The following is a 20,664-nucleotide window of genomic DNA, read 5'->3' as shown; positions in this document are numbered from 1 at the left end:
AGCGCTTCCCGATGGTTTGTCGTTCATCGCCATCTCCGGACTGCTCATAGATGATCGCCGCCTACGGGTTGCACTTCTTGGCCATGGTCTTCGCCAGTCCGACGTTGGGCCGCCAGCTCTCCAGGTTCCAGGTGCCCTTCACGATGGCGATCCCCGAGAGCGGGTGGCAGCGGAACTGGTCGTAGAGGTTCTGCCGGAACTTGATCTTCGCGATGTCCTGGACCTCCTGGAACGCCGGTCGGTGGGCGAGCACCGGCATCGTCCGACCATAGAGGGTCGGCGTCACCTTGTAGCGCTTGCCCTTCTTCTCGTTGACCGTCTGCACCTTGGAGATCAGCTTGATGCCCAGGTACGGGTCGGCCACGACCGGGTAGACCACGTCCTCGGACCTGTGCTCGACGACCTGGACCAGCTCAGTGCCGTCGAGCTCGTAGTGTGTCGGCACCGGGGTTCCCTGCGCGTCCTTGGCCCATGGCGGAGCGACCCCACCCACGAATTCGCCCTGCGCGTCCAGGACGACGACGCTGCCGTCGGATGTCAGTTCCAGGCTGCTGCCCTCCGGGACATCCAGCTCGTAGTCGTAGCGCAGCGGGGCGTGGGCCCCATCGATGACCGTGTTGACCGCGACCGACCCGTCCTCCTTGACCGCGGGGACGGTGGTGGATCCGTTCTTGTTGTCGTAGGAGACGACGCCGTCCATGACGGCGACAGCGTCATCGGCCTCTTCCGAGAAGGGGAGGGAGAGCCGGATGGCCGATCCGCCTTCCCGGCTGATCGTGATGCCGTCCCGCGCCTTGACGGGGACGGTGGCAGAGACGTCGTCCTCCAGCACGGCGATGGCGTACTCCCCGGTCTGGGTGACCGGGGCGTCGGACAGGTTCTCCACGGTCTCAGGTTCGGCGCTGGTCAGCGCGGTCCGGAGGTCGTTCGGGCGGGGGTCCACCGTGGCGTTGGCGACCGCTGCCGGCCCGGTGGCGAGACCCAGAGCGACGAGGCTCGCCGTGGCAACAGTGGACATGCGGAAATGGGGGATTCGAGAGACTGGCACGCAGTTCTTTGCTAAGGGGCTTCACCGTGAAGAAATTCGGTCGCGTGCTGAAGAATCGGGGGCAGCGGTTCTCCGGGACTCAGGTCGAGGCACGGCGCACCCGCGCAACGCGACTCGATCATCCTTTCGAATTCCCAGGTGGCCATTCATCACCCGCAGGGATGATCCCACCCTCGCCGAGTGGAGCCCTGCCCCCGCCAAGCGACGGGAGTTGGAGGTGACGGCAACACCGCAACTCAGGGTGTGCGAGGGGTGACGGACCTACTCCGCCCCCTACCCCCCGCGCGTTCGCGGTTGAACGAACCCATTCCTGTCCGGTTGCGGTCATCACACCCTCACCGTCTGCCATGTGTCGCTCTGCCCCGATAAGCTCGCCGAGTTCATCCCATGACACGGCGTATCCCAGCGCGGAGAAGGGAGACCGAAGCTCATGAGCACATGGGACATCAACCCCGACGGCGTCAACGCGGTACTGAAACAGGTGTTCGACCACGCGGGCGGCGAGGACGGCACCGGCGGGCTCGCGGGCACCCTGACCAGCACCGGCGAGCACATGACCTACGCCTCCCAGTGCGCCAAAAGCTTCCCGGTCAACACCGCCCTGGCAGAATTCGCCGACCACTTCCAAGGCCCGCTGCAGAACATGACGGCCAAGACCGCCAGCGCCATCGACGGATGCGCCACCGCCACCCGCGCCTACACCAACGGCAACCTGGAGATGGCCGCCGAGGCGCAGAAGAACGCCGGAACCGTCACCGACCCCGACCTGTAGGCCGCCCCCGCCTTCCCCCCTGCTTCCCGGCCAGCGGACACCAGTGAGAACGGAACAGCGTTGAGCGACGAGCCGCTGATCAACCCCGAGGCCATCTTCATCCCCGACCTCGCCCCCGAAGAGCTGGAGTCCACCGCCGCAAAGCTCATCCAGGACGGCAAGGACGTCGCCCAGGCCGGCCAGGACATCAAGTCCTCCTGGCAGGCCCTGGCCGGGGTGTACTCCGCACCCGAGTCCGACGAGCTCGTCTCCGCGATCAACCCCGTCGCGACCACCGGCGACGAGTTCTCCGACGCCATGGGCAAGGTCGGCGAGGCGCTGCAGGACTTCGCCGAAAAAGCCGGAAAGATCAAGAAGAAGCTCCTCAGCCTGCAGTCAGAGGCCCGGATCTTCGTCCATGACGTCGCCTCCCAGGAGGACTGGCGCTCCGAGCCCGACAACGTCACCAAGCACAACGACCTCATCGACCAGGTCGGCTCGCGGACCGTGGCCTACCAGAACGCCGAGCGGGAGTGCGCCAACAAGATCACCGGCGTGTTCGGCGGCACCACCTTCGTCCCGCAGGGCGGCACGCAGTGCAAACCAGGCGAGGTCGCCTATGGCGCCGCCTGGTGGGTGCTAGGGGAGGACACCCCAACCGCGTGGGGCTCGCCGCAGAAGGTGGATCACCCCTGGTACGTCGATGCATGGGACGGCGGGGTCGACATCGCTGTGGGGGTCGGCGAGTTCGCGGGCGGGGCGACCGGGCTCTACGGCCGCAATGGGTGGGCCTCCAACCCCTGGGAGATGTTCGACAACTACGGGTACTTCCGCTATGAGGTGGCCAAGGGCGTCGCGGGCCTGGTCGGCGTCCGCATCGAGGACGACCCCGCCGGGGGCGCGAACGTAGAGGTCACCTCCCGGGGTGAGACCTGGGAGGCCTGGAAAGAGCTCGGCAACTCCATCGTGCCGGTATCGGAGTGGGACGAACGCCCCGGTTACACGGTGGTCCAAGGCGCGGTCAACCTTGGCCTGATGGCCTTCGGTGGCGTGGGCGCGGTCAAGTCCGCGGCCCAAGGCGCCAAGGGCGCCGCAGCCGCGGCCCGTGCCGGACGCGCCGCCGAGGAGGCCGCCGGGGCCGCCAGGAACGGGCGCCCCGGCGCCCTCGGCGCAGCGGGCCAAGTTGGCCGCGCCCCGGCGGGGGCGGGCGCCCTGCCCACGATGGGCGAGATCATCACGGCCCCGAACCTGTGGGGCCCCGCAGCCCAGGGCGCGTTCAAGAATCTCCTCAAAGACGCGCTGGGGATGAGCCACCACCAGCCCTCCGCACCCAACCCTGGCCACAACTCCTTCGACGGAGGCCGTGCCCCGGCCACCGGATCTGCTCCCGACACGCATGCGGGGCAAGGACGCAGCCAGCCCGGATCGAACGCCGGAGCCACCGCAGGCAGCGGCGCCCACCGCTCTCCGGCCCACACCGGCTCCGGCAGTCCGGCGTCCCACGGAACATCGGCCGCTCCCCGCACTCCCCAGCACGCGGGCCACGCGTCCGGCGACCCGACCACCAGCCAGATCCAGCGCGAGCTCGACCTCCTCGAAGAGCGCATCCAACGACACAACGGCGACATCGACCGCGCCCTCGACGAGCACATCCGCGACCGCCAACCCCAACCCGTCGGCGCCGGGGCAACGGCCCGCAACGGTGACCGCTCACCCTCGATGTCTGCGGGCGACAGCGGTGGCCCCCAGTCCAGGGGTGGATCGGGTGATTCCCCTGGGAATACTTCGTGGGAGGGAAACCGGTGGAAGGCAAGCGACACCGGGGGATCTGGACACAGCGGCACTGGGTCGGGAGGCCCCGGCCACTTCGATTCCTCACTTGGCGATCGAGGCCGAGGCCGCTGGCTTAGTGAATCCGATGCGCAGCGCACCGAGAATGGAAACGGCCAAAGCCACGGTAGTGACGGTCAAAGGTCGGCCTCATTCGCCCGTGAAAACGATGCCAGCGACACCACCAGATCTGAACATGGCACCAGGAACGAAAGTCAGAATCAAGACTCCAGTCTGCACAGCGGGGGGCACCACAGCCCTAGCGATGCCCTAGACGCACATAGCACGAAGGAGGGTTCAGGACGCGGATACTACGACCAGGAGGGAAATTTTGTAGACAAAGGACACAGGGACAGCAACGGCAACTACTATGATGAGCACGGGAATAAGTTCGTCGATACCCCTGAAAGCGAATGGGCCGCCAGGTCATACGAAGCCATTCGCGACAGCAGCAGGGACGTCCAGTCGATTTCCCGAAACACTGGAATCGATAAGAACGTCCTGGATCGCATGAAGAATCATATATTCTTCAGGGAGCACGATGGAGTGGCTGGCCCTCCCGATGGAACATTGCGGGACGGCAGATTCGCCCCCATGCAGCACATCGCCGACCTCTGGCTCAAAGCCGAGAAGGGAACGCTGGACGCATCCGAGTCCACCAGGTTCCGCCATCTTGTGATGCACGAAGCAGTCGAGAGTAGACTAATGGAGACTGGCATCCCATACAGGCACAGGGATCCCAGCGCTTGGGAGGATGGAACTTACTGGCCTAGCAAGGATCGACACGGCGCCCATGACATTGCCCCACTAGAACATAAGCATGACAATCCATTCATATTGTGGGGTAAATACGGGTACGGCCGCCCACCGTTTGACCTGGCTGCCGACCTGTCGAACCTCGACGCATTCGCGGAACACATTCTAAGCAGGTGGACATTTTGACGAATGAAGTCACTCATCTCGCAAATCGACTGTTGTCTGCGAACTGGCAGAGTGATTTCGAGAGAACACGATCCCGAGTGGCGCTGATGCGCGAGTATCTACGTCGCTCCGCTCTATGGGCGCAGCATCTCGATTCTAATAGATGGCCCTTCTTTGACGCCGCCATCCTTATAAACCCCGAGGTCCGGGCAGACGACGAACAAGTTAAACGCGTACGGGATCACCTGGAGGAACAGCACCAGCTTCCCTTGGTGATCGATACTTGCACTTGGGCGCTACATTTCGCGGCACTTCGGCGCGCAAGGACTCCCCTTCCAGGGATCCCAAATATGTTCGAGCCACTGATCCAGATGTACGAACGCGGCGGTGGATTTGGATTAGACGGAACTGGATGCATCGAGGTGGATATGGTCGCTATGCCGAGACACGGAATGCAAAGGTATCTGTCGACCGAACCTCGCGCCCCTCTCACCACCGAGGAGCTAGACGCCTTGGATTCACAATGACATGAGGCTTATTCACCGCCCGGCCTGTGTCGCATCATAACACTCTTAAGCAGAAGATATGAACTGGTCGAGCTTCGCGAACGGGACTTCTGAATAAGCATCCGGGTCTGCTTGTCGTCTATTATCTCGCGGCCGGGCGGGTGGCTTGCAGGAAAGGCATTTCCTGGGGCCTCCCGGATACACTGATCCGGGGCTTTCCGACGGCCCCTTTCGCCTTGGCGTCCGATTTGCCACAAGTTCCCAGCGATGATCATGGGATTACATCGGACCATGACCGTTTCGTCGAATTACTTCCCATGATTATCGGTGGATTTGGGCCGAACGGACGCAATCGAGGATATAGTCCGGGCGCCGGAGGTCCTCCCAAGTGAGCCAGATCAGCTGAAGGCTCGACCGAACCTGCGCCAGTAGGTTCTGGCGTCTCCTGAAGATGCATTCAACAAAAATCCGGAGAAAAACCATGTACCACCAATTTAGAAAGCTGACTGCATGACAGACTTCACCGTAGCTCTTAAGACGCGCCGCGAATGTATTTCGCTAATCTATTTCCGCCGATGACTCTTGCGCTGACGACTGGAAACTACTGTTATCGTGAGATGGCGATCGGGAATCTGGCGATAGGCGAGCCATGTCGTCAGCCAGGTCAGACCACCCCATGGAGGTAAGCGTCGCAGTCGCGATGTGTGCCAGGGTGTTCAATCGGTCGGGGTTTTCGTGGATACGTTCCACTAGGGTAGCGATGATTTTAGCAAGCCGGATTTCTGCATCCTCCTCCGCCGCGGTATGCGTAATCAGAGGACGCACAAATGCGTCAAAGGCCTTCCAGGATGTTTCCGATTCAGCCCCCTCCAAATTACGGTGGAGCCACCAGAGCTGAGCGGAATAGGGATCCCCAAGCACTGTCTTACGAAGAAAGGCGAGGCGGTCCTGAGTCACAGCTTCGTCCAGTCGAGCTGCACGGCGGGCCGCGTCGAACTGTTTGGCTCTGTCCGCGTCTTCTGGAGGCAAAGAGATCTGCAGCTTTCCTTTAAACTCGATGCCCTTCTCTTGTTCTGGCGTCTGCCAATATGCGAACAAGAGAGAGATCTTTTGCTCGGCCTTGAAGGCATCTGAAGGAGACAACTTCTCGGTGATGCCCTGCGCGATCTCGTACACCTCAGACAGCGAGGCTGCGCGCGCAACCGAAACAGATACATCTCTCTTGGGCACACCCGGCTTACAGCGAAACCAAATTCTACACCGACTTTCGAACGAAATGCCAGGAATACTAGTTGGGAGGGCGACGGAAACGTCCGCCCTACGCCCTCGCCTCAGCCCCCACCCCTCAGCCTTCCAAAACATCCGCATTTGTTTCTGGCGACACACTCGACATTGTTTGCTGAATTCCCACAGCCAGCACGCGCCCCCAGAAGCTATTCATATCCAATTGCGTGGAGTCTGGAAGGAAACGCTGCATGACGTTGTCCTTTATCCAGGGAGCGAGCGCCATACCGAATGCCTCAACCGTGGTTCGCTTATCCAATTTTCCTTCCTCGGCGAGCACCTTCCATTCCTCCATCACCGAGTTCGCAGCCTGTTTGGCCGCCGAATCGGCGAGTGCGGCTTGGAAGTAGGAAACCAGGGAATCTCTGAAGTCGGGCTCGGCGACGCCCCCTGCGCTGACACCGAAGATGATCCTCGCGCCTTGCTCCCTAGATGCCAGTGCTAGGAAGGCATTGATCGCTGCCTTCCTGGATGACGAGTCAGCAAACCAGTCCTTGATCGCGCCGAGGACCTGTGAGGGATAGTGGGTTGCCAGGTTGGTAAACGCGTTCGCCAGGGCGAGGCTTCCGGGTTGGGACTTCAGCGCTGCCCTGCGGAGTCGCACCAGAGCCATGGTCGGCTTCTGCTCACCGAACGCCCCTCCGCACACTTCTGCCACAAGATCGACCAGCTCTTGGGAGGGAGAGTGCGCTAACCAGGTGTAGAGGCGGCCTCGTACGTGCGCGCCAAAGCGTGGGTCAAGGGCAGCCCTGGACAATGCGTGCACTGCAAGCGGACGGCGCGCTCCGGTCAACGCGTCGCGCAGCTTCTTGAGCAGGTCATCGTCCCGGTACTCAATCACCAGGCTGAGCACAGCGTCGACGACTCGCTCAGCGTCATCGAAGGGAAGACTGGCGACCTGAGTCACGATCCAGTCTTTGAGGACCTCCACCTGGTCCTCATACTCGTCCCATAGGTGCCGACGCACCGCTGCCGGAAGTCCGTGTTGCTTGGGGGCCAGCCTGACGACGTCTTCAGAGCGTTCGATCTTTGCATCTTCCAGTCGCTTAGAGGCAGGACGATCGCTCAGGATGTCCGCGGCGGTGCGCTTCTGACCCAACTTGCGGCGCAGATTCTCCGCCATCCGTAGGACGGACTTGCGCTTCCCACCGTCGCAGAAGGCGCATGACCACAGGAGTGCCCGGGCGTCAAGGTTGTCGGGGAGTTGCTTGTCGATCCATTCACGCCAGTCGAGATACTCGTTGGCGATGTCGGTGGGCAGGTCGGTGTCTGGTGCCTTCTTGGTGATGATCTTTGCCAGGCGGCAGGCGCCTTCTGCTTTCGGCTTCGATTTCCATATTGGTTCGAAAGCAGAGTCCGATAGGATTGCCACACGGCTGGCCATGCCGATCGCTCGAAGCTCTCGTTCGACGAGCAATCGGGCGTCGGGGGATCCGAGGCGTGCCACAGTTCCCTCTGCACCGGCTGCCCAACGGTCGTCCCCCCATACCTCCGGCGTCGTGGTGACGATCAGATAGATTTCCTGCTTCTGCACCCAGTGGAGGAGCTGCTTGCAGAATTCGCTGCGAGGCTGATGCGGGGTCGGTTCGCTCATGTCGAGCAGGTAGCCGTTTCCTCGCGTCACAGGAGGCAGGAGTTGATCCCGAGGACGTGACCAGACCGGCTCAAGCTCGTAGATCCTGCTCGTTTCGCAGAGGCCACGCAACCGTTGCAACGCCGCTGTGCGGCGTCCGCTGCCGAGATCACCCAGCAGGACCAGGAGGCGGTTTTCGCTGAGCTTACGGGCGGTTTCATCCCACTCGCCAGTTGGCGGAACGAATCTTGTTTCTTCACACGCTTGGAATTCATCCGCAGAAACCGGCCGGATCTCGATGAACTCGTCGCCGTTGTAGAAGACTTGGCTTTCGGCTGCGAAGACGGTGCCGGGGCCGTGGTTGTCCACGTCCAGGGTGGTCATCTAGGTATCAACCTTCCGCGAGGTAGAGGGGCGATCAGGTTCCGATACTGAGGCCGTGAAACACCTGGTGCTCACCAACGATCACGGTGCCGGCGCCGTTGTTGACGACGTTAGTTCGGGCCGCCTGCCGCGTGGAGGCTGCCCCGGGATCGGAAAAGCGCACGCCAAATCGGCTACGGAGTTCCCTACGGAGCTGCTCAGCGTTGATGAGCCCGCTGCGTGGCCCGAATTCGTGGGCAAGGCCGCAGAGGTGCTCCATTATGTCCGCGGCGGTCCCTCCACTTCCTGCTATCAGAGGCGACAGTCCGTCAAGTTCCGATCTCCACTCCTGGTCATCCGGTCCTGCAAGGACACGCCAGACGTGCAGCCCCGTCAGGATCTGATGCGTCAGCAGCGCGGTCTCTACATCGTCGGTGGTGTTCGCTGCCATGACCACAGCCGTTGCGACATGCTCGTACCGCGTCCGCAGGCTTTTATTGGTGACTCCCTCGCGGAGCAGGCTGCCCAGACCTTCGGCGTCGGCGTGTGCCCGCGCCATCTCCGTTAGTTCGGCGAGGGCCGCTAGCTCGTTAGCGGGTGCTGAAGCTGCCAGCCCCATAAGAAGAGAACCGTTGGCGATCTCCGACGTGTGTGTCCGGCACACGTCAGCAGCAGCCGTCATCACTTTGACGAACTCGGCGTTCTGCCCCCTCACCTGGATGTTCCGCTTAACCTGGATCTGGATACGCGGGGATTCCTCAGTGGGCTCGGCGTAGGCCACAATGTCGTCGAAGGGGTAGCCGTCGTTACGCTGTTGGAGGGCCACATGCGTAAGCGGTAGCTGGGGGCCGAGTGGGATGTGGGCGCCGCGCAAGAGTCGGCTAAACATCACTGCCGCCACACGGTACTCGAAGACGACTCCTGCCCCGCCCGTCGCGATCGGAGAGGTGAGCTGTTCTGCCATCTGGCTCCCCGCCTTGCAGTTGAGATGCACGTCCACTAAGGCTAAGCGAAACCTCCGACAGAATCGGAGGCGTCGGCAACCGCTGACCTTCTAACTTATGATTGAATTCTGAACGATTCCGGTGGGAAAATGACCTGTCCCCTGTACACCGAACCCCGTATCCTCCGTGGAGCTCGCGTGGCCCATGAGGCGAATCCTTCCGTGTGTGACGGAGACTCACATACCGCCGCCTTCCTTGAGCACCGCCTTGTACAGCGCTGACAAACACTTCCCAGGGATGGATCAGTCAGGAGCTGCAGTTCGTCGCGCTAGCGCTATATAACGCAGTCATGTCACACGCGCCAGCTCTTGTCCTCGTTGTCGATAGGGGCAAGGAGGGATGGGGCTGTTCACCCGGCGCCAGGCCGAGGACACACGGATGGCATGAAGCGTCAATGGCGCCTCAGATGCGGATGCCGCTCAGGTCGTCGAGAAGTCGGTCGAGGACGCTTTCTTCTTCGATGCGGAGGCCGGTCTTGTGGAGGCTGGGGGCGAGGGTGGGGTCCCAGTCGGCGGGGGTGGGAGTGCCGGTCAGGGGGGTGCCATGGTTGGTGGTTGCCGCTGCTTGGTAGTCGGCGGCTGAGAAGCGCCACGGGTACCAAGGGACACGGCGGAGGAGGGTGTTGGCGATGCGGATGCCGCCCCAGTCGAAGTCGCCGTGGTAGCGGAGGTCGGCGCCGTTGTCCGCGAGGAGGCGGAGCAGGGTGACGGCTGCGGCACTGGGCTGGCCCTGGGTGCAGACCAAGGGCGGGCAATTCGAGCCGAGGTGATCGGCTGCCGCGGCGACCACGGCCGGGTTTTCGCAGATGTGGACGGGTGTCCCGGCGGGGAGCGGGTGTGGTGGGTCATTGGCCAGTTGGCGGAGGGTGAGGACCGACGGCTGGCCGGTCTCGTGCAGTGCGGCCAAGGCCCGGCCCGTTGCCGTGGACGTGTCGCCCGGAAGGCCGATGGTCAGGACTGTGGTTGACAGGTCGTCCTTGAGTAGGCCGACGGCCGCCCATGCCTCGCGGCGCCACTCCGCGCCGCTGCCCGCCGGTGTGCCTGTGAGGGCGCGGGCGGCACCGAGAGCGAGTGTGCTCAGCGGGCGGCCGTCGTCGAGGGCGTGGGCGTCGCCGCAGGTTCGGGCCGCGAAGGTGCCCAGGCCGATCCCGTCGGCCGGTAGGGAGCTGACGACCCCGGCCAGGACGGCCAGCTGTGGGGCCGCCGACGCCGCATCGCCGAGCAGGCGGCGGACCAGGCCCGAGGAGCGTAGTTCCTGGTACCAGGAGGTCAGTTCGGGGCGCGGTGCGCAGGCCTTGGCCAGCGGGGTGAATGCCTCTTCCCATGCCCGCGCTTCGGCCTCCTCGGCATCGGCGCGGACCTGGATCGGGCCGGTGAGGGCTTCGATCGCCGCTGCCAGGCCGTTCGGGCTGATCCCGGACCGCCGGAGCACCTCGTCCACCGCGTCGAGGGAGACGCGCAGCGAGCGCCCCGGTTTCTGCGGCCGCCCGAGCAGGCGCTGGGCAGCGGCGCGCTGGTCGGGGGTGGCGGTGGAGAGGGCGATGACCCCTGTGGGCTCTTCCCCCCGCTCCAGACGGAGACGTACGCGGTCGACCAGCCAACGCAGGTCGGGATGGCCGAGGAGGCGATCGAGCCGGGGGCGGTCGACGGCCGAGGCTGTATCCACAGCGGTGTGGACGGCGGGGGCGGGGCTCGCGTTCGACTCCCCAGTGGCGCCGGTGGCGAGGAGTGAGTCCGCAACCGTTTCCCCAACGCCGTCGGCACGAGTCGGGTCCGCGGCCGATTCCCCAGCGCCGGTGGCGGGGATCGGGTCCGCGGCGGTGTCGGCGGGCGCCGACAGGTCCCCGGCGGCAGAGGTAGCCGGGGAGCCGTCGGGAGACGGTGGTCGGTTCATGGCCACAGTGCCGCCTGCTCGTCGTCGCCACCGGGCACGGGCGTTGCCGTGACTTCGGCCGCTGCTGCGTCGAGGGTCGGCGCCGGCTCCTCGGCCCGGGTCCGCCGGTGGCCGTCCCACTCCCAGCGTGTGACGAGGACGGCCGGGACGCCGTCCACCCGGGACAGCTGGGCGATGGACAGCCCCGGCACCTCCGGGTAGCACCCCCACTCGCGCTCACTGGTCATGACCACGTCCAGGTCGAACTTGGCCAGCAGCCCCAGGCACTTGGCCCGGGCGTCGTCGTCCACGCCCGCGAACGCCTCGTCGAGGGTGATCAGCCGGGGCGCGTGCGGGTTGCCCGCGCTGGCGTAGTGGGAGGACGCCGCGGCGAACAGCGGGACCGACATCGACAGCACCCGCTCGCCGCCGGACGCCGGGCCGGTCGCGCTCTTCCACTCCCCGTTGCGGTGCCGCTCGACGCCGAACTCGTGCCACGACCGGTAGTCGAGCGCCTCGGTCAGGTGCTCCAGCCAGGTGCCGCCGCTCTGGTCGCCGGAGCGCACCCGCTCGATTTGGGCCTGGAGGAACGCCCCCATGGCCTCCCGCTCGTCGGGCGCCCACGCCTCCCGGTCCTGGCGCAGCCGGGCGGTGGCCGCCTCCAGCCCCGGCGGGGCGTTCTTCTTCGAGGGGCGCCACACGAGCCGCAGCCGCATCCCGGTGCTGGTGGGCCGGTGCTCCAGTTCCGTGTTCATGTCCGCGACCTGCCGCTCGGCCGCCAGGATGAGTTCCTGCAGGGTCCCGGCGACCTCGGTGATGAGGTGGTTCTCCAGGATCTCGCGTTCCCGCGCCGACAGGATGCGCTCGCGCTCCTCGACCTCCCGGGCCAGGTCGTCCACGAGCCCCGGCACCTCGCGCTCGCGCCCCTGGAAGACCACCCGGACGACCATGCCGTCCTCCATCGACTGCGCGGTGGCCTGGTGGCCGCGGGCCGAAAGGGTGTCCCGCAGCGTGTTCAGCTCCTCGGAAAGCCGCTTCTGCACCCGCTCCCACGCGTTGTCGGCGTCGTCCGTCTCGGCGAGGCCCGCGTCGATCGCGCGGGCGAGTTCCACGGCCGGCCGCGCCGCCCACTCCGTGTCCACCGACGGCGCCTCCAGGTCGGGGAGGGCGACACCGAGCAGCCCGGTCGCGGCGAAGCGCCGCAGCGCCGCGATGGCGTCGGCGCGCGACGCCTCCGCGGTCCGGATGTCGTCCTGGAGCTGTTCGATGCGGCCCTCGGCGCGCCCCCGGTCCTCGATGGCGGCGGTGTGCCGCTTGCGCGCCGTGTCCTGGCGTTCCCGGCAGTCCTTCTGCGCGACGTCGTTCTCCTCCAGTCGGCGCTGGAGTTCGGCCACGGCGGCGCCGACGGTGGCGCGCAGCGTCTCGAAGTGCTCGGCCGCACCGGCCGCCTCTTCGCGCGCGGTCTCGGCGCGTTCGGCGAGGTCCTGGGCATGGTCGCGGTGGCGCTCGGCGTCTGCGCGCCGCTCCCGTTCGTCGGCCTCGGCGTCGCGGCGCTCGCGCACCGCCGGCCACAGGTCGGCCAGGGAGATCCGGTAGTCGACCAGCGCCCCGCGCAGCCGACCCAGCACGTCGGCGTCGGTCGGGAGCCGCAGGTCCTCGGCTTCCTGGTGGAGTCGGCCCTGGGCCTGGCGCGCCTCCTGGGCGCGGCGGGCCGCGGTGCCGGCCAGTTCTTCGCGGCGTTGCCGCATCCCCTCGAACTGCCGCTGGGCCTCGGCGAGGCGGGCGTGCGCCGCGCTCAGCTCGTCGTCGCGCGGGAACTCCGCGAACTCGCGGTCGAGGGCGTCGGTGCGCCGGGCGATCCGGTGCAGGTCGGAGTCGAGCTCGGCGATCTGCGCGCCGAGGTCGGCGAGCTCGGCCTCGATCTGGGTGATCCGCGCCCGGCGGGCGGCTTCGCGGGCACCTTCGCCGAGGTATTCGGCGTGCTCCTTGGTCCACTGGCCGCGCAGCGCGCCGATGCGGAAGGCGCCGGTCGGCGTCACCCAGGTGGCGGCGGGGGCTCCCGGACTGCCGTCGGCCTCCCCCAGTCCGATGGCGGCCAGGACACGCTCGACGGCCTCCTGGGCGACGGCCGACGCCTGGGGGTCGCCCGGGTCGATGGCGGGCCGCAGGGCGGTGCGCAGCGAGGTCCCGCCGACGGGATCCCCCGGCACCACGAGGGCGTCGTGGGTGTCGGCGTGCTCGACGGTGCCGTCCGGCGCCACCCAGGCGTCGAGCAGCCCCGATGCCTCCAGCGCGGCTTCCAGCCCGCCGCGCTCGGCTTCGGGGACACCGTCACGGAAGTCGACCAGCTTCCACAGCGGCGCCCCCGGGCGCCCGTCGCGCGCGGCCGTGTCGCGGGTGTAGGGCGCGGGCGGGGCGGACTGTCCGCCCTCGCGCAACCGGTCGTGTTCGGCGCGCAGCTCGTCACGGGACCGGACGAGGCGGCCACGCTCGACGCGGAGCTGTGCGGCGGAGTCGGCCAGGACGCCGTGCGCCTGGCGGACCGCCTCCTCGGCGGCGGCGCGCGCCGGGTTCGGCCCGTCGAGCCGACCGGTCCAGTCCTGGAGCCGGTCGAGCAGGCCCTCGGGGTCGGCCGGGCGCAGCTCCGAGCACACGGCCAGGTGGTCGCGCACGGCCGCGACCAGCCCGGTGGAGGCCTGTTCCAGGGCCTGTTCGGCGTGGGTTCTCTGCTCTTCGCGGTCGGTCAGCTGCTCCTCGGCCTCGGTCAGCCGTTCCTCCGCGGACAGCCGGCTCCGCTCGGCCCCGTCGAGTGCGGCGAGGAGTTCTTCGACGTGGCACAGGGCGCGCTCGCGGCGGTCGGCGAGGGCCTCGGCGGCGCGCCGGACCTGGTCCGATCCGCCACCCGGTGCAGCGGGGGCGCCGTCGGGGGCGTCGGCGGCGACGAGAGCGTGAACGGGGCCCTCGACCTCGACGCGGTGCTCGTCGATCCCGGCGGACCGCGCCCGCTCCCGGGTCGTACCCAGCACCGTGTCCAGGGCGGTGGCGGCGGTGGCGCTGCGTGCCTCCGCCGCCCGCAGACCCCGCTCGACGCGGGCGAGCTCGCCCGTGGCACGCTCGGCGTCCTTGGCGGCCGAGTCCCGGTGCCCCGCGGTGCGGCGCGCCGTCTCGGCGGCCTGCTCCAGTTCGCGGGCGCTGCGCGCCTCCGGCCCCGCGCGCAGGGCCTCCTTCTCCGCGCCGAGGCGGAGGCTGCGCTCGCGCTGCTCCGTGAGCTCGGTCTCCGCCTCGGCCACCAACTGCTGCGCCTGCTCGCGCCGCGACTCGGCACCGCGCAGCTCCTCACGCAGCCGCTCGTACTCGGAATTCCGTTCGCGGGGCGCCCGCGCCCTGCGGCGCGCCGCCACGCGGGCATAAGCCCGGTAGTGCCGCAGAAACCGCGCGGCGGCATCCTTTGCGTCTTGCATGGCTCTGAGTTCGTCGCGTTCCTCGTCGAGGCTGCGGAACGCGTCGGCGGCGTCGGCCACGACGGCCTGGTCCATGGGCGGCAGCGCCTCGGTCAGGGCGCGGGACAGCGCCGCCTCGTCGGGGCGCTTGGACAGCTGCGGCTGGCGGAGCTGGATCAGCAGGTCGACCAGGGCTTTGTAGCGGTCCTCTCCGAGGCCGAAGAGCTCCTCGTCGACGGCCCTGCGGTAGTCGCGGGCGGCGTCGTACAGCCTGCCGTGCTCGCCGAGGGCGTCGGCGAGGCGGTCCCGGGTCAGCGCGGTGCGGGCGTCGTTGACGAGCCGGAGCCCGGTCTCGCCCGGCCCGCCGACGCGCTGGCGGGTGACGAAGAACCAGTTGCGGGCGATGCCGCGGCCGTTCACCGCCTTGAGTCCGCAGCCGAGCGTGCGGAACTCCGGGGTGCCGTTGTCCGTGAGGCGGCCGAACTCGATCCAGGTGTAGCCGAGGCGCTCGGGGTGCGGGTGCTCGCCGCCGAGCAGCAGGTTCCACTCCATGCGCTTCTTGGGGTCGCCGTCGGGCTCGACCCGGCGCGCCGCGAGGTCGCCGTCGAGGAGGAACGGCAGTGAGAGGGCGAGGACCTTGGACTTTCCGGTGCCGTTGTTGCCGCGCAGCAGCAGGCGGCCGTCGCGGAACCAGAACTCCTCGGTCTCGTAGTAGAACATGTCGACCAGGCCGATCCGCAGCGGCTGCCAGCGGTCCAGGGCCGGGTGCGGGAGGCCGGGCGCGGGGGCGAGGGCGTGCGGTGTCGGCGCCGGTCCCGTCTGCGCCGAGTCGGTCCGAGTCTCCGTCATCGCCGCTGCTCCCTGTCGTGCCGCCGTCGTTGCGCTGGTGGTTCCACGTCCGCCCACCCTTCCGATGATCTCGGAGATATTGGGGTAAAAATCGGCCGTGAGACCCCAATATCTCCGAGATCATCGGAAGGGTGGGGGCTGCGGTGGGGGAATGGGATCATGGTCGCGATGTCCCTGCCGTGCGGACCACGGGCTCGCCGACCGCGTACCGGGCCAGGGCCGGGAGCGGGGCGATGGTGGGTTCTCCGGTCGCCGGGTCGGTGCCGGTCTCCGCGAGGGACAGCGCCGCGAGCTTCTCGACGGCGCGCGCCACGAGTTCGCGTTCGGCGCCCGGTTCTCTGGCGGTCTTCGACCAGTAGCCGCCGTACGTTCGGGCGAGTTCGCGGATGTCGGCTTCGAGGCGGGCCAGCGGGACGGGCGCGGTGCCGTCGGCGGCCAGGCGCTCGGCGAGCAGGAGGGTGATGTGGCCGTGGGTGCCCTGCTCCGGCATCCGGACGTCGGTGAGGTCGTCGTCGGGGTCGACCATGGCGATCCCCTCCGCGCGGACCTCGGCGACCAGGCCGGTCAGCTCGGTGATCCGGGTGGTGATCGCGGCGCGCTGGCTGGTCAGGTAGTGCGCCTCCGCCTCGGTGAGGGTGGCGTGGTAGAGGACGGGGTCGTCGAGGAGGCGGCGGGTCAGCGCATGCCGCAGGGAGCGGTTGCGCAGGTCGTCGCTGTCCATGGCGTCGAGCGCCGGGTCGGCGGCCAGGGCGGCCAGCCGCTCCTCGAACGGTTCGGCGGTGATCATGGAGGGCCCGGTGCGGCCGGTGAGCAGCCCGGCCAGGACGCGGCGCCGCACGTCGTAGAGGACGTCGCCGGTGTCGCGGACGTAGTCCTCCTCGTGTCCGGCGACGCGGCCGAGTACGCCCAGCTCGATGAGGAGCCGGACGACGGCCACGAGGTCGGTGCGCTCGCCGCGGTCTTCGAGGGTGAAGGCGATGCCGGTTCCGGCGAGGGAGGGTTCCGCGGCCTCCAGCACGATGTTCGAGGCGAGCCGACCGAGGGCGATCTGCTTCTCGGACCGCTCCAGAACCGCCAGTGCCAGGCAGAACAGGACGTAGCGGCGGCGCGTGAAGGGCAGTTTGGCTCCGCCGGTCTCGCGGGCGGCGTGGGTGGAGACGTGGACGTCGCCGGGGGACTTGCGCAGGCGGGCGATCTCGCTGTCGACCTGCAGCGGCCAGCCGGTGTTGCGGTCGAACCATTCGCGCAGCTCGCGGGCGTACTGCCGGACCAGCCGGAAGTCGTCGGCGGTGCGGCCCTCGCCGCGCAGCAGCGGTTCGCGCAGCAGGGCGCGGGCGGCGCGGCGGATCTCGGCGCGGCGCTGTTCGCGGTTGCGCTCCTCCAGCGGGGCGCGTGTCGGGCTCATGTCCCCGGGGCCTCCTGCCCATAGGCTTCCTCGGCCGCGCGCCCGTCCACGTCGGTGATCTCGACGAGGTGGTCGGGGCCGCGGAACACGCCGTGCGGGGTGCGGATCTCGGCGGTCCCCCCGCTGTCCAGGACGCGCATGCGGATCGCCATTCCGCCGTCGTTGCTGGTGGCGACGGTGTGGGTCGTGCCGGGCCGCCACGTGGACAGGGCGTCGCCGAGCAGCCCGAGGAACAGGCCGAAGGCAGCGGGGTCGAGCTCTCCGATGTCGGAGAGGCGGATCGGGCCGCCGGTGTCGAGGCGGGCGCGTGCGGCGGCGATCTCCTCGGCCTGCTTGCGGTTGAGCTCGGCGAGGTGGCGCCGCTCTGCGGTGCGGTCGGTGATCCTGTTGGGCTTGCCGCGGCGCTCGTAGGTGCCGGTCTTGCGCAGTTGGGGGCTGATCCGAAGGGGTTCCGCCTCGGCCCAGGGGGTATTCGGCGGCACCGGGTCGGCCTGCCGGGCGTCGAGGGTGGTTGCGTCGACGGTGAGGTGGCGGGCGGGGTAGAGGCCGAAGGCGGTGCGCCACAGGCGGTGCCGGGAGGCGTCGTCGGGGGCTGCGGCGAACCAGCGGGCGAGCGCGCGGAAGTCCGCCGAGCGGTCGGAGCGGCCGGAACGGCGTTCGTTGAGGGCGGAGACGACGGCGAGCAGCTGCGGGATGGCGCTGTGGGCGGCCGAGCGCAGCAGCTTGGCCTGGGGTTCGTGGCCGGAGGAGTGGAGGAACCAGCCGCGCAGGCCGTCCCAGCGTCCCCGCCACAGGTCGAGGGCGGCGGCGAGTGCGGTGCTGTCCGGACGGGCCGCCGGGTCGGTGGTGCCGGGGCCGTCCGGTGCGGCGTCCTCGGCGTCGCGCTCGGCCGCGATGCGCAGGAGCCGGTCGACGGCCGGGTCGCCGTCGAGGCCGGGCCGCTCCAGCTCGGTTAGGAGGCGGGCGACGGCGGACCCGGTGACGACCAGGTCGCCGATGAACCGTTCGAGGTAGCCGATCAGCCGGTCCTTGTACGCGAGGAACGCGGCCACGTCGGCGTCGTGCAGGTCGATGGTGCGCTGGAGCGAGCCCATGAAGGCGCGGGCGTTGTCCGCCAGGTCGCCGAACCGGCCGGCGAGGTCGCGCAGGGCGAGGTGGACCACGGCCGCGTCGGGGGATTCCTGCCGGGTGTGGGCGAGGAGCTCGCGCAGCCGCGCTTCGATGTCGGCGAGGGCGACGGCCTGGAGCGCGCCCCGCCGGCCGAGTCCGGCGTCGTAGGCGGCCAGGGCCTCCTCGACGGCCTCGCCCTCACGGGTGAGCTGGTAGATGTAGCGGCGCCGGTAGAAGTCCTCGACGGCGGTGACCCGGGTGGTGTCGGGGTCGGGCCGCAGGTTGCCCCACTCGGTGAGCCGGTCGAGCGCGTCGACCACGGTGTCCGGCTCGTCGGGGCGGTGCGCGTCGGGCAGGAGCCGGTGCACTTCCTCGGGGCGCAGGTGGACGGTGTAGCGCTCCTTCTCGCGCACGAACACGCCCATGACCGCCCGGTACAGGGGGGCGTTGGGGGCGGTGAGGTAGCTGAAGGGGCGATGGCGGGACGGCTGCTCCGGGGCGTCGTCCGGGGTGGCCGTCCTGGGGTCTGCTGCGGCGGACATCACCACCCATTGTTACCCGATGCGGACGCCGCCGCTCGCCGCTTTTCGGGACTCGCTCGGCCGTGCGGATCGCGCCCCCGGCCGGGCCGCTGGGGGCGGTCCGGCCGGGGGGATTCGCGTGGTGGGCGGGCGATGGTGGGCCCGCCCACCGGTCGGTCAGGCTGAGGCGTCCAGGGAGACCAGGTCGGAGGTGTGGACCAGGACCCATTCGCGGTGGAGGCGCACCATGTCGAGGTGCTCGTCGATCAGGGTGATGCCCAGGATCCGCAGGGTGAGGAAGAGCTGCACCCGCAGGTCCAGGCCGCCGTACAGGGCCACGTCGTAGTCGGCCTTGCGGTCGTCGATCTCGGCGGCGACATCGGCCCGGATGTAGGGGTTGAACTCCGCGCCGACACCGGCCGAGCCGTAGAGCGCGATCTCGGCGTCGACCCCGACGCCCGCGTTGAGGTCGGCCGCGCCGTTGATGTGGGTGGAGTCGGCCGCGTTCTGCACGACCTCGTTGACGGTGTCCCAGCCGGCGCTCTTCTCGTAGACTCCGGCCGCGGCCCAGGAGCCGACGGTGCGGGCGTCGACGTCGATGGTGACGGCGCCGTCGGCGGTGATCGTGTAGTAGTACGTCATGTCCGCCGACACCACGATCGGGAAGCCCGCGACCACCAGGGTGCGGTCGAGGCGGACCTCCGCGAACGGCACCTTCTGTGCCCGGTGGGTGCCCGAGATCTCGCCGTGGACCTGCCAGCCGTAGTCGTAGGCGCCGCCGAGGCCGATGGTGGCCCGCTCCGGGCGCGGGTCGATCCAGCTGCGCCGCTGGTACTCGAAGAGGAGTTCGGGGGTGTATTCGACCCAGCCCTTGAGGGTGGGTTCGCTCTGGTCGGTGGCCTTCACCCAGTCCGGCAGTTCCAGGTCGAGTTCGAGCGCGAGGGTCTGCCAGTCGTGCCGCGCCTCGGGGCGCACGAGGGAGTGCTCGGCGGGGGACGGGACGGTCAGCCGCCCGTTGCCGTCGCCGCCCTTGGTCGGTTTGTCCGCCTTGTCCGACGTGTCATCGGCACCGGAGTCGTCCGCGGCCTCGTGCTGCGCGTCGTCGGCCTTCTTCCCGTCGTTCTTGTCGTCGTTCTCGTCGCCGTTCCCGGCCGCGTCGGCGCCGGTGTCGTCCTCCTTGTTCTTCTCCGCTGCGTTCTTCTCTTCCTTCGCCTCGTCGTCCTTCTTCTCCTCGTCCGGAGACTTCTCCTCGGAGGCCGCTCCCTCTTCCTTGTCCTTGGCCGCGTCCTCGGCGCCCGAGTTGTCGTCGGTGGCCGCGCCGGGCTCCGGCGCTTCCTCCGTGGACTCGGACTTGTCGGCCTCGTCGGCCTCGGGCTTTGCGCTCGGCCCGGACCGGGGTTCGCCGGTGTCGGGCGCGGTGTCACCGCCGGACTCCCCTTCGGACTCCGACCCGGCGCCGGAGCCGCTGCCGGAACCCGCCGCCGCCTCGGGGATCAGCTCGTCGGCCGAGGTCGCTTCGCCCTTCGGCTCCTCCGGCGGGTCGAATCCGCCGTCGGTGTGCGCTGCGACGCCGCCGACGAGCGGCGTGACCTCGATGTTGTCCACTTCGCCGCGGACGCTTGCCTCGGCGTCGCCGAGCAGGTCGACGATGGTCGCCTCCTCCGTGGCGACCTGCGTCCCGCCGGCGGTGGCTGCGGCGTCCTCGGCGATCTTGAACAGCGCGCCGTCGGGGAGGTTCGCGGTGGGGGTGAGCGCCACCACGTCGCCTTCCTTGAGGTCGACGGTGCCGTCGGGGGCGGCGATGGTGGCGGTCCGGCCGTCCGGGTCGTAGGCGTCGACCGCGACCTCGCCGGCGAAGGAGGTCTCCTCGTCGGTGGTGCGGGCGAGCGCCGCGTGGCCAGGGGCGACGGGCAGCTCCTCGTCGGCGCGGGAGCTGACCTCGGTGAGTTCGGGGGATGTGGGGGAGTCCGCGGAGCCGTCATCCGGCGAACAGGCGCTCGCGAGCAGGCTCAGGGCCACGGCGGCGGCGAGCCACCGAAGGGGGTGTGAACGCATTGATTCCATCCCAGGGACATTCGGATCCCGTAACGGGGAACGTGGGGAAAAATCCCAGGGCACGGCCGTGCGGGGTATGGGGAGGAGTTTCGCGGGGTCCTCATCCCATGCGGCGCGTCCCGGGGAGAAGGT

General features: G+C 68.4%; 11 protein-coding genes. 2 read left to right on the top strand and 9 right to left on the bottom strand.

Translation table 11 applies throughout. The features are described 5' to 3' along the window. Nucleotides 1-61 precede the first annotated feature (61 nt). Nucleotides 62-1,018, bottom strand: a complete 957-nt coding sequence (locus HNR23_RS24510; RefSeq protein WP_184079151.1) for a DUF2599 domain-containing protein — start codon at nt 1,016-1,018, stop codon at nt 62-64. A 460-nt stretch (nt 1,019-1,478) separates the two neighbouring features. On the opposite strand from HNR23_RS24510, the gene HNR23_RS24505 reads away from it, so the two are divergent. Further along, nucleotides 1,479-1,820: a DUF6507 family protein gene (locus HNR23_RS24505; protein WP_184079149.1), complete on the top strand. Its 342-nt coding sequence runs from the start codon at nt 1,479-1,481 to the stop codon at nt 1,818-1,820. Nucleotides 1,821-1,880: 60 nt separating this feature from the next. Then, on the top strand, nt 1,881-4,571 hold the full coding sequence (locus HNR23_RS24500; RefSeq protein WP_184079147.1) for a hypothetical protein: 2,691 nt from the start codon (nt 1,881-1,883) through the stop codon (nt 4,569-4,571). 1,043 nt (nt 4,572-5,614) lie between these two features. Here HNR23_RS24500 and HNR23_RS24495 read toward each other — a convergent pair. From HNR23_RS24495 to HNR23_RS24460, 8 genes are all read right to left on the bottom strand, one after another. Beyond that, nucleotides 5,615-6,232: a hypothetical protein gene (locus HNR23_RS24495; protein WP_184079145.1), complete on the bottom strand. Its 618-nt coding sequence runs from the start codon at nt 6,230-6,232 to the stop codon at nt 5,615-5,617. Between the two features lie 169 nt (nt 6,233-6,401). After that, the gene (locus HNR23_RS24490) at nt 6,402-8,297 is read right to left on the bottom strand and encodes a PWI domain-containing protein (RefSeq protein WP_184079143.1); all 1,896 of its coding nucleotides are present in this window, start codon (nt 8,295-8,297) and stop codon (nt 6,402-6,404) included. 34 nt (nt 8,298-8,331) lie between these two features. Next, entirely contained in the window at nt 8,332-9,240 is a 909-nt protein-coding gene (locus HNR23_RS24485; protein WP_184079140.1) for a hypothetical protein, read from the bottom strand. Nucleotides 9,241-9,682: 442 nt separating this feature from the next. Further along, nucleotides 9,683-10,945, bottom strand: a complete 1,263-nt coding sequence (locus HNR23_RS24480; protein WP_343070702.1) for a TIGR02679 family protein — start codon at nt 10,943-10,945, stop codon at nt 9,683-9,685. A 224-nt stretch (nt 10,946-11,169) separates the two neighbouring features. Next, nucleotides 11,170-15,441: a TIGR02680 family protein gene (locus tag HNR23_RS24475; RefSeq protein ID WP_184079136.1), complete on the bottom strand. Its 4,272-nt coding sequence runs from the start codon at nt 15,439-15,441 to the stop codon at nt 11,170-11,172. 157 nt (nt 15,442-15,598) lie between these two features. After that, the gene (locus HNR23_RS24470) at nt 15,599-16,846 is read right to left on the bottom strand and encodes a TIGR02678 family protein (protein ID WP_184079134.1); all 1,248 of its coding nucleotides are present in this window, start codon (nt 16,844-16,846) and stop codon (nt 15,599-15,601) included. Beyond that, nucleotides 16,843-18,498 carry a TIGR02677 family protein gene (locus HNR23_RS24465; protein ID WP_184079132.1) on the bottom strand — a complete coding sequence of 552 codons (1,656 nt, stop codon included), beginning with the start codon at nt 18,496-18,498 and terminating at the stop codon, nt 16,843-16,845. Before HNR23_RS24465 ends, HNR23_RS24470 begins: the two co-directional genes overlap by 4 nt. Nucleotides 18,499-18,654: 156 nt before the next feature. Continuing rightward, complete coding sequence (locus HNR23_RS24460; RefSeq protein ID WP_184079130.1) at nt 18,655-20,532, bottom strand: putative sodium/potassium/calcium exchanger; 1,878 nt, start codon at nt 20,530-20,532, stop codon at nt 18,655-18,657. Nucleotides 20,533-20,664: the final 132 nt, after the last annotated feature.

Source organism: Nocardiopsis mwathae (assembly GCF_014201195.1).
Lineage (GTDB): Bacteria > Actinomycetota > Actinomycetes > Streptosporangiales > Streptosporangiaceae > Nocardiopsis_C > Nocardiopsis_C mwathae.
This window is presented reverse-complemented; position numbering and strand designations above follow the sequence as displayed.

Excerpts from the sequence above, each read along its gene's own strand:
- HNR23_RS24490 (WP_184079143.1), bottom strand. The coding sequence starts at position 8,297 with ATGACCACCCTGGACGTGGACAACCACGGCCCCGGCACCGTCTTCGCA.
- HNR23_RS24510 (WP_184079151.1), bottom strand. The coding sequence starts at position 1,018 with ATGTCCACTGTTGCCACGGCGAGCCTCGTCGCTCTGGGTCTCGCCACC.
- HNR23_RS24470 (WP_184079134.1), bottom strand. The coding sequence starts at position 16,846 with ATGAGCCCGACACGCGCCCCGCTGGAGGAGCGCAACCGCGAACAGCGC.
- HNR23_RS24485 (WP_184079140.1), bottom strand. The coding sequence starts at position 9,240 with ATGGCAGAACAGCTCACCTCTCCGATCGCGACGGGCGGGGCAGGAGTC.
- HNR23_RS24460 (WP_184079130.1), bottom strand. The coding sequence starts at position 20,532 with ATGCGTTCACACCCCCTTCGGTGGCTCGCCGCCGCCGTGGCCCTGAGC.
- HNR23_RS24475 (WP_184079136.1), bottom strand. The coding sequence starts at position 15,441 with ATGACGGAGACTCGGACCGACTCGGCGCAGACGGGACCGGCGCCGACA.
- HNR23_RS24505 (WP_184079149.1), top strand. The coding sequence starts at position 1,479 with ATGAGCACATGGGACATCAACCCCGACGGCGTCAACGCGGTACTGAAA.
- HNR23_RS24465 (WP_184079132.1), bottom strand. The coding sequence starts at position 18,498 with ATGTCCGCCGCAGCAGACCCCAGGACGGCCACCCCGGACGACGCCCCG.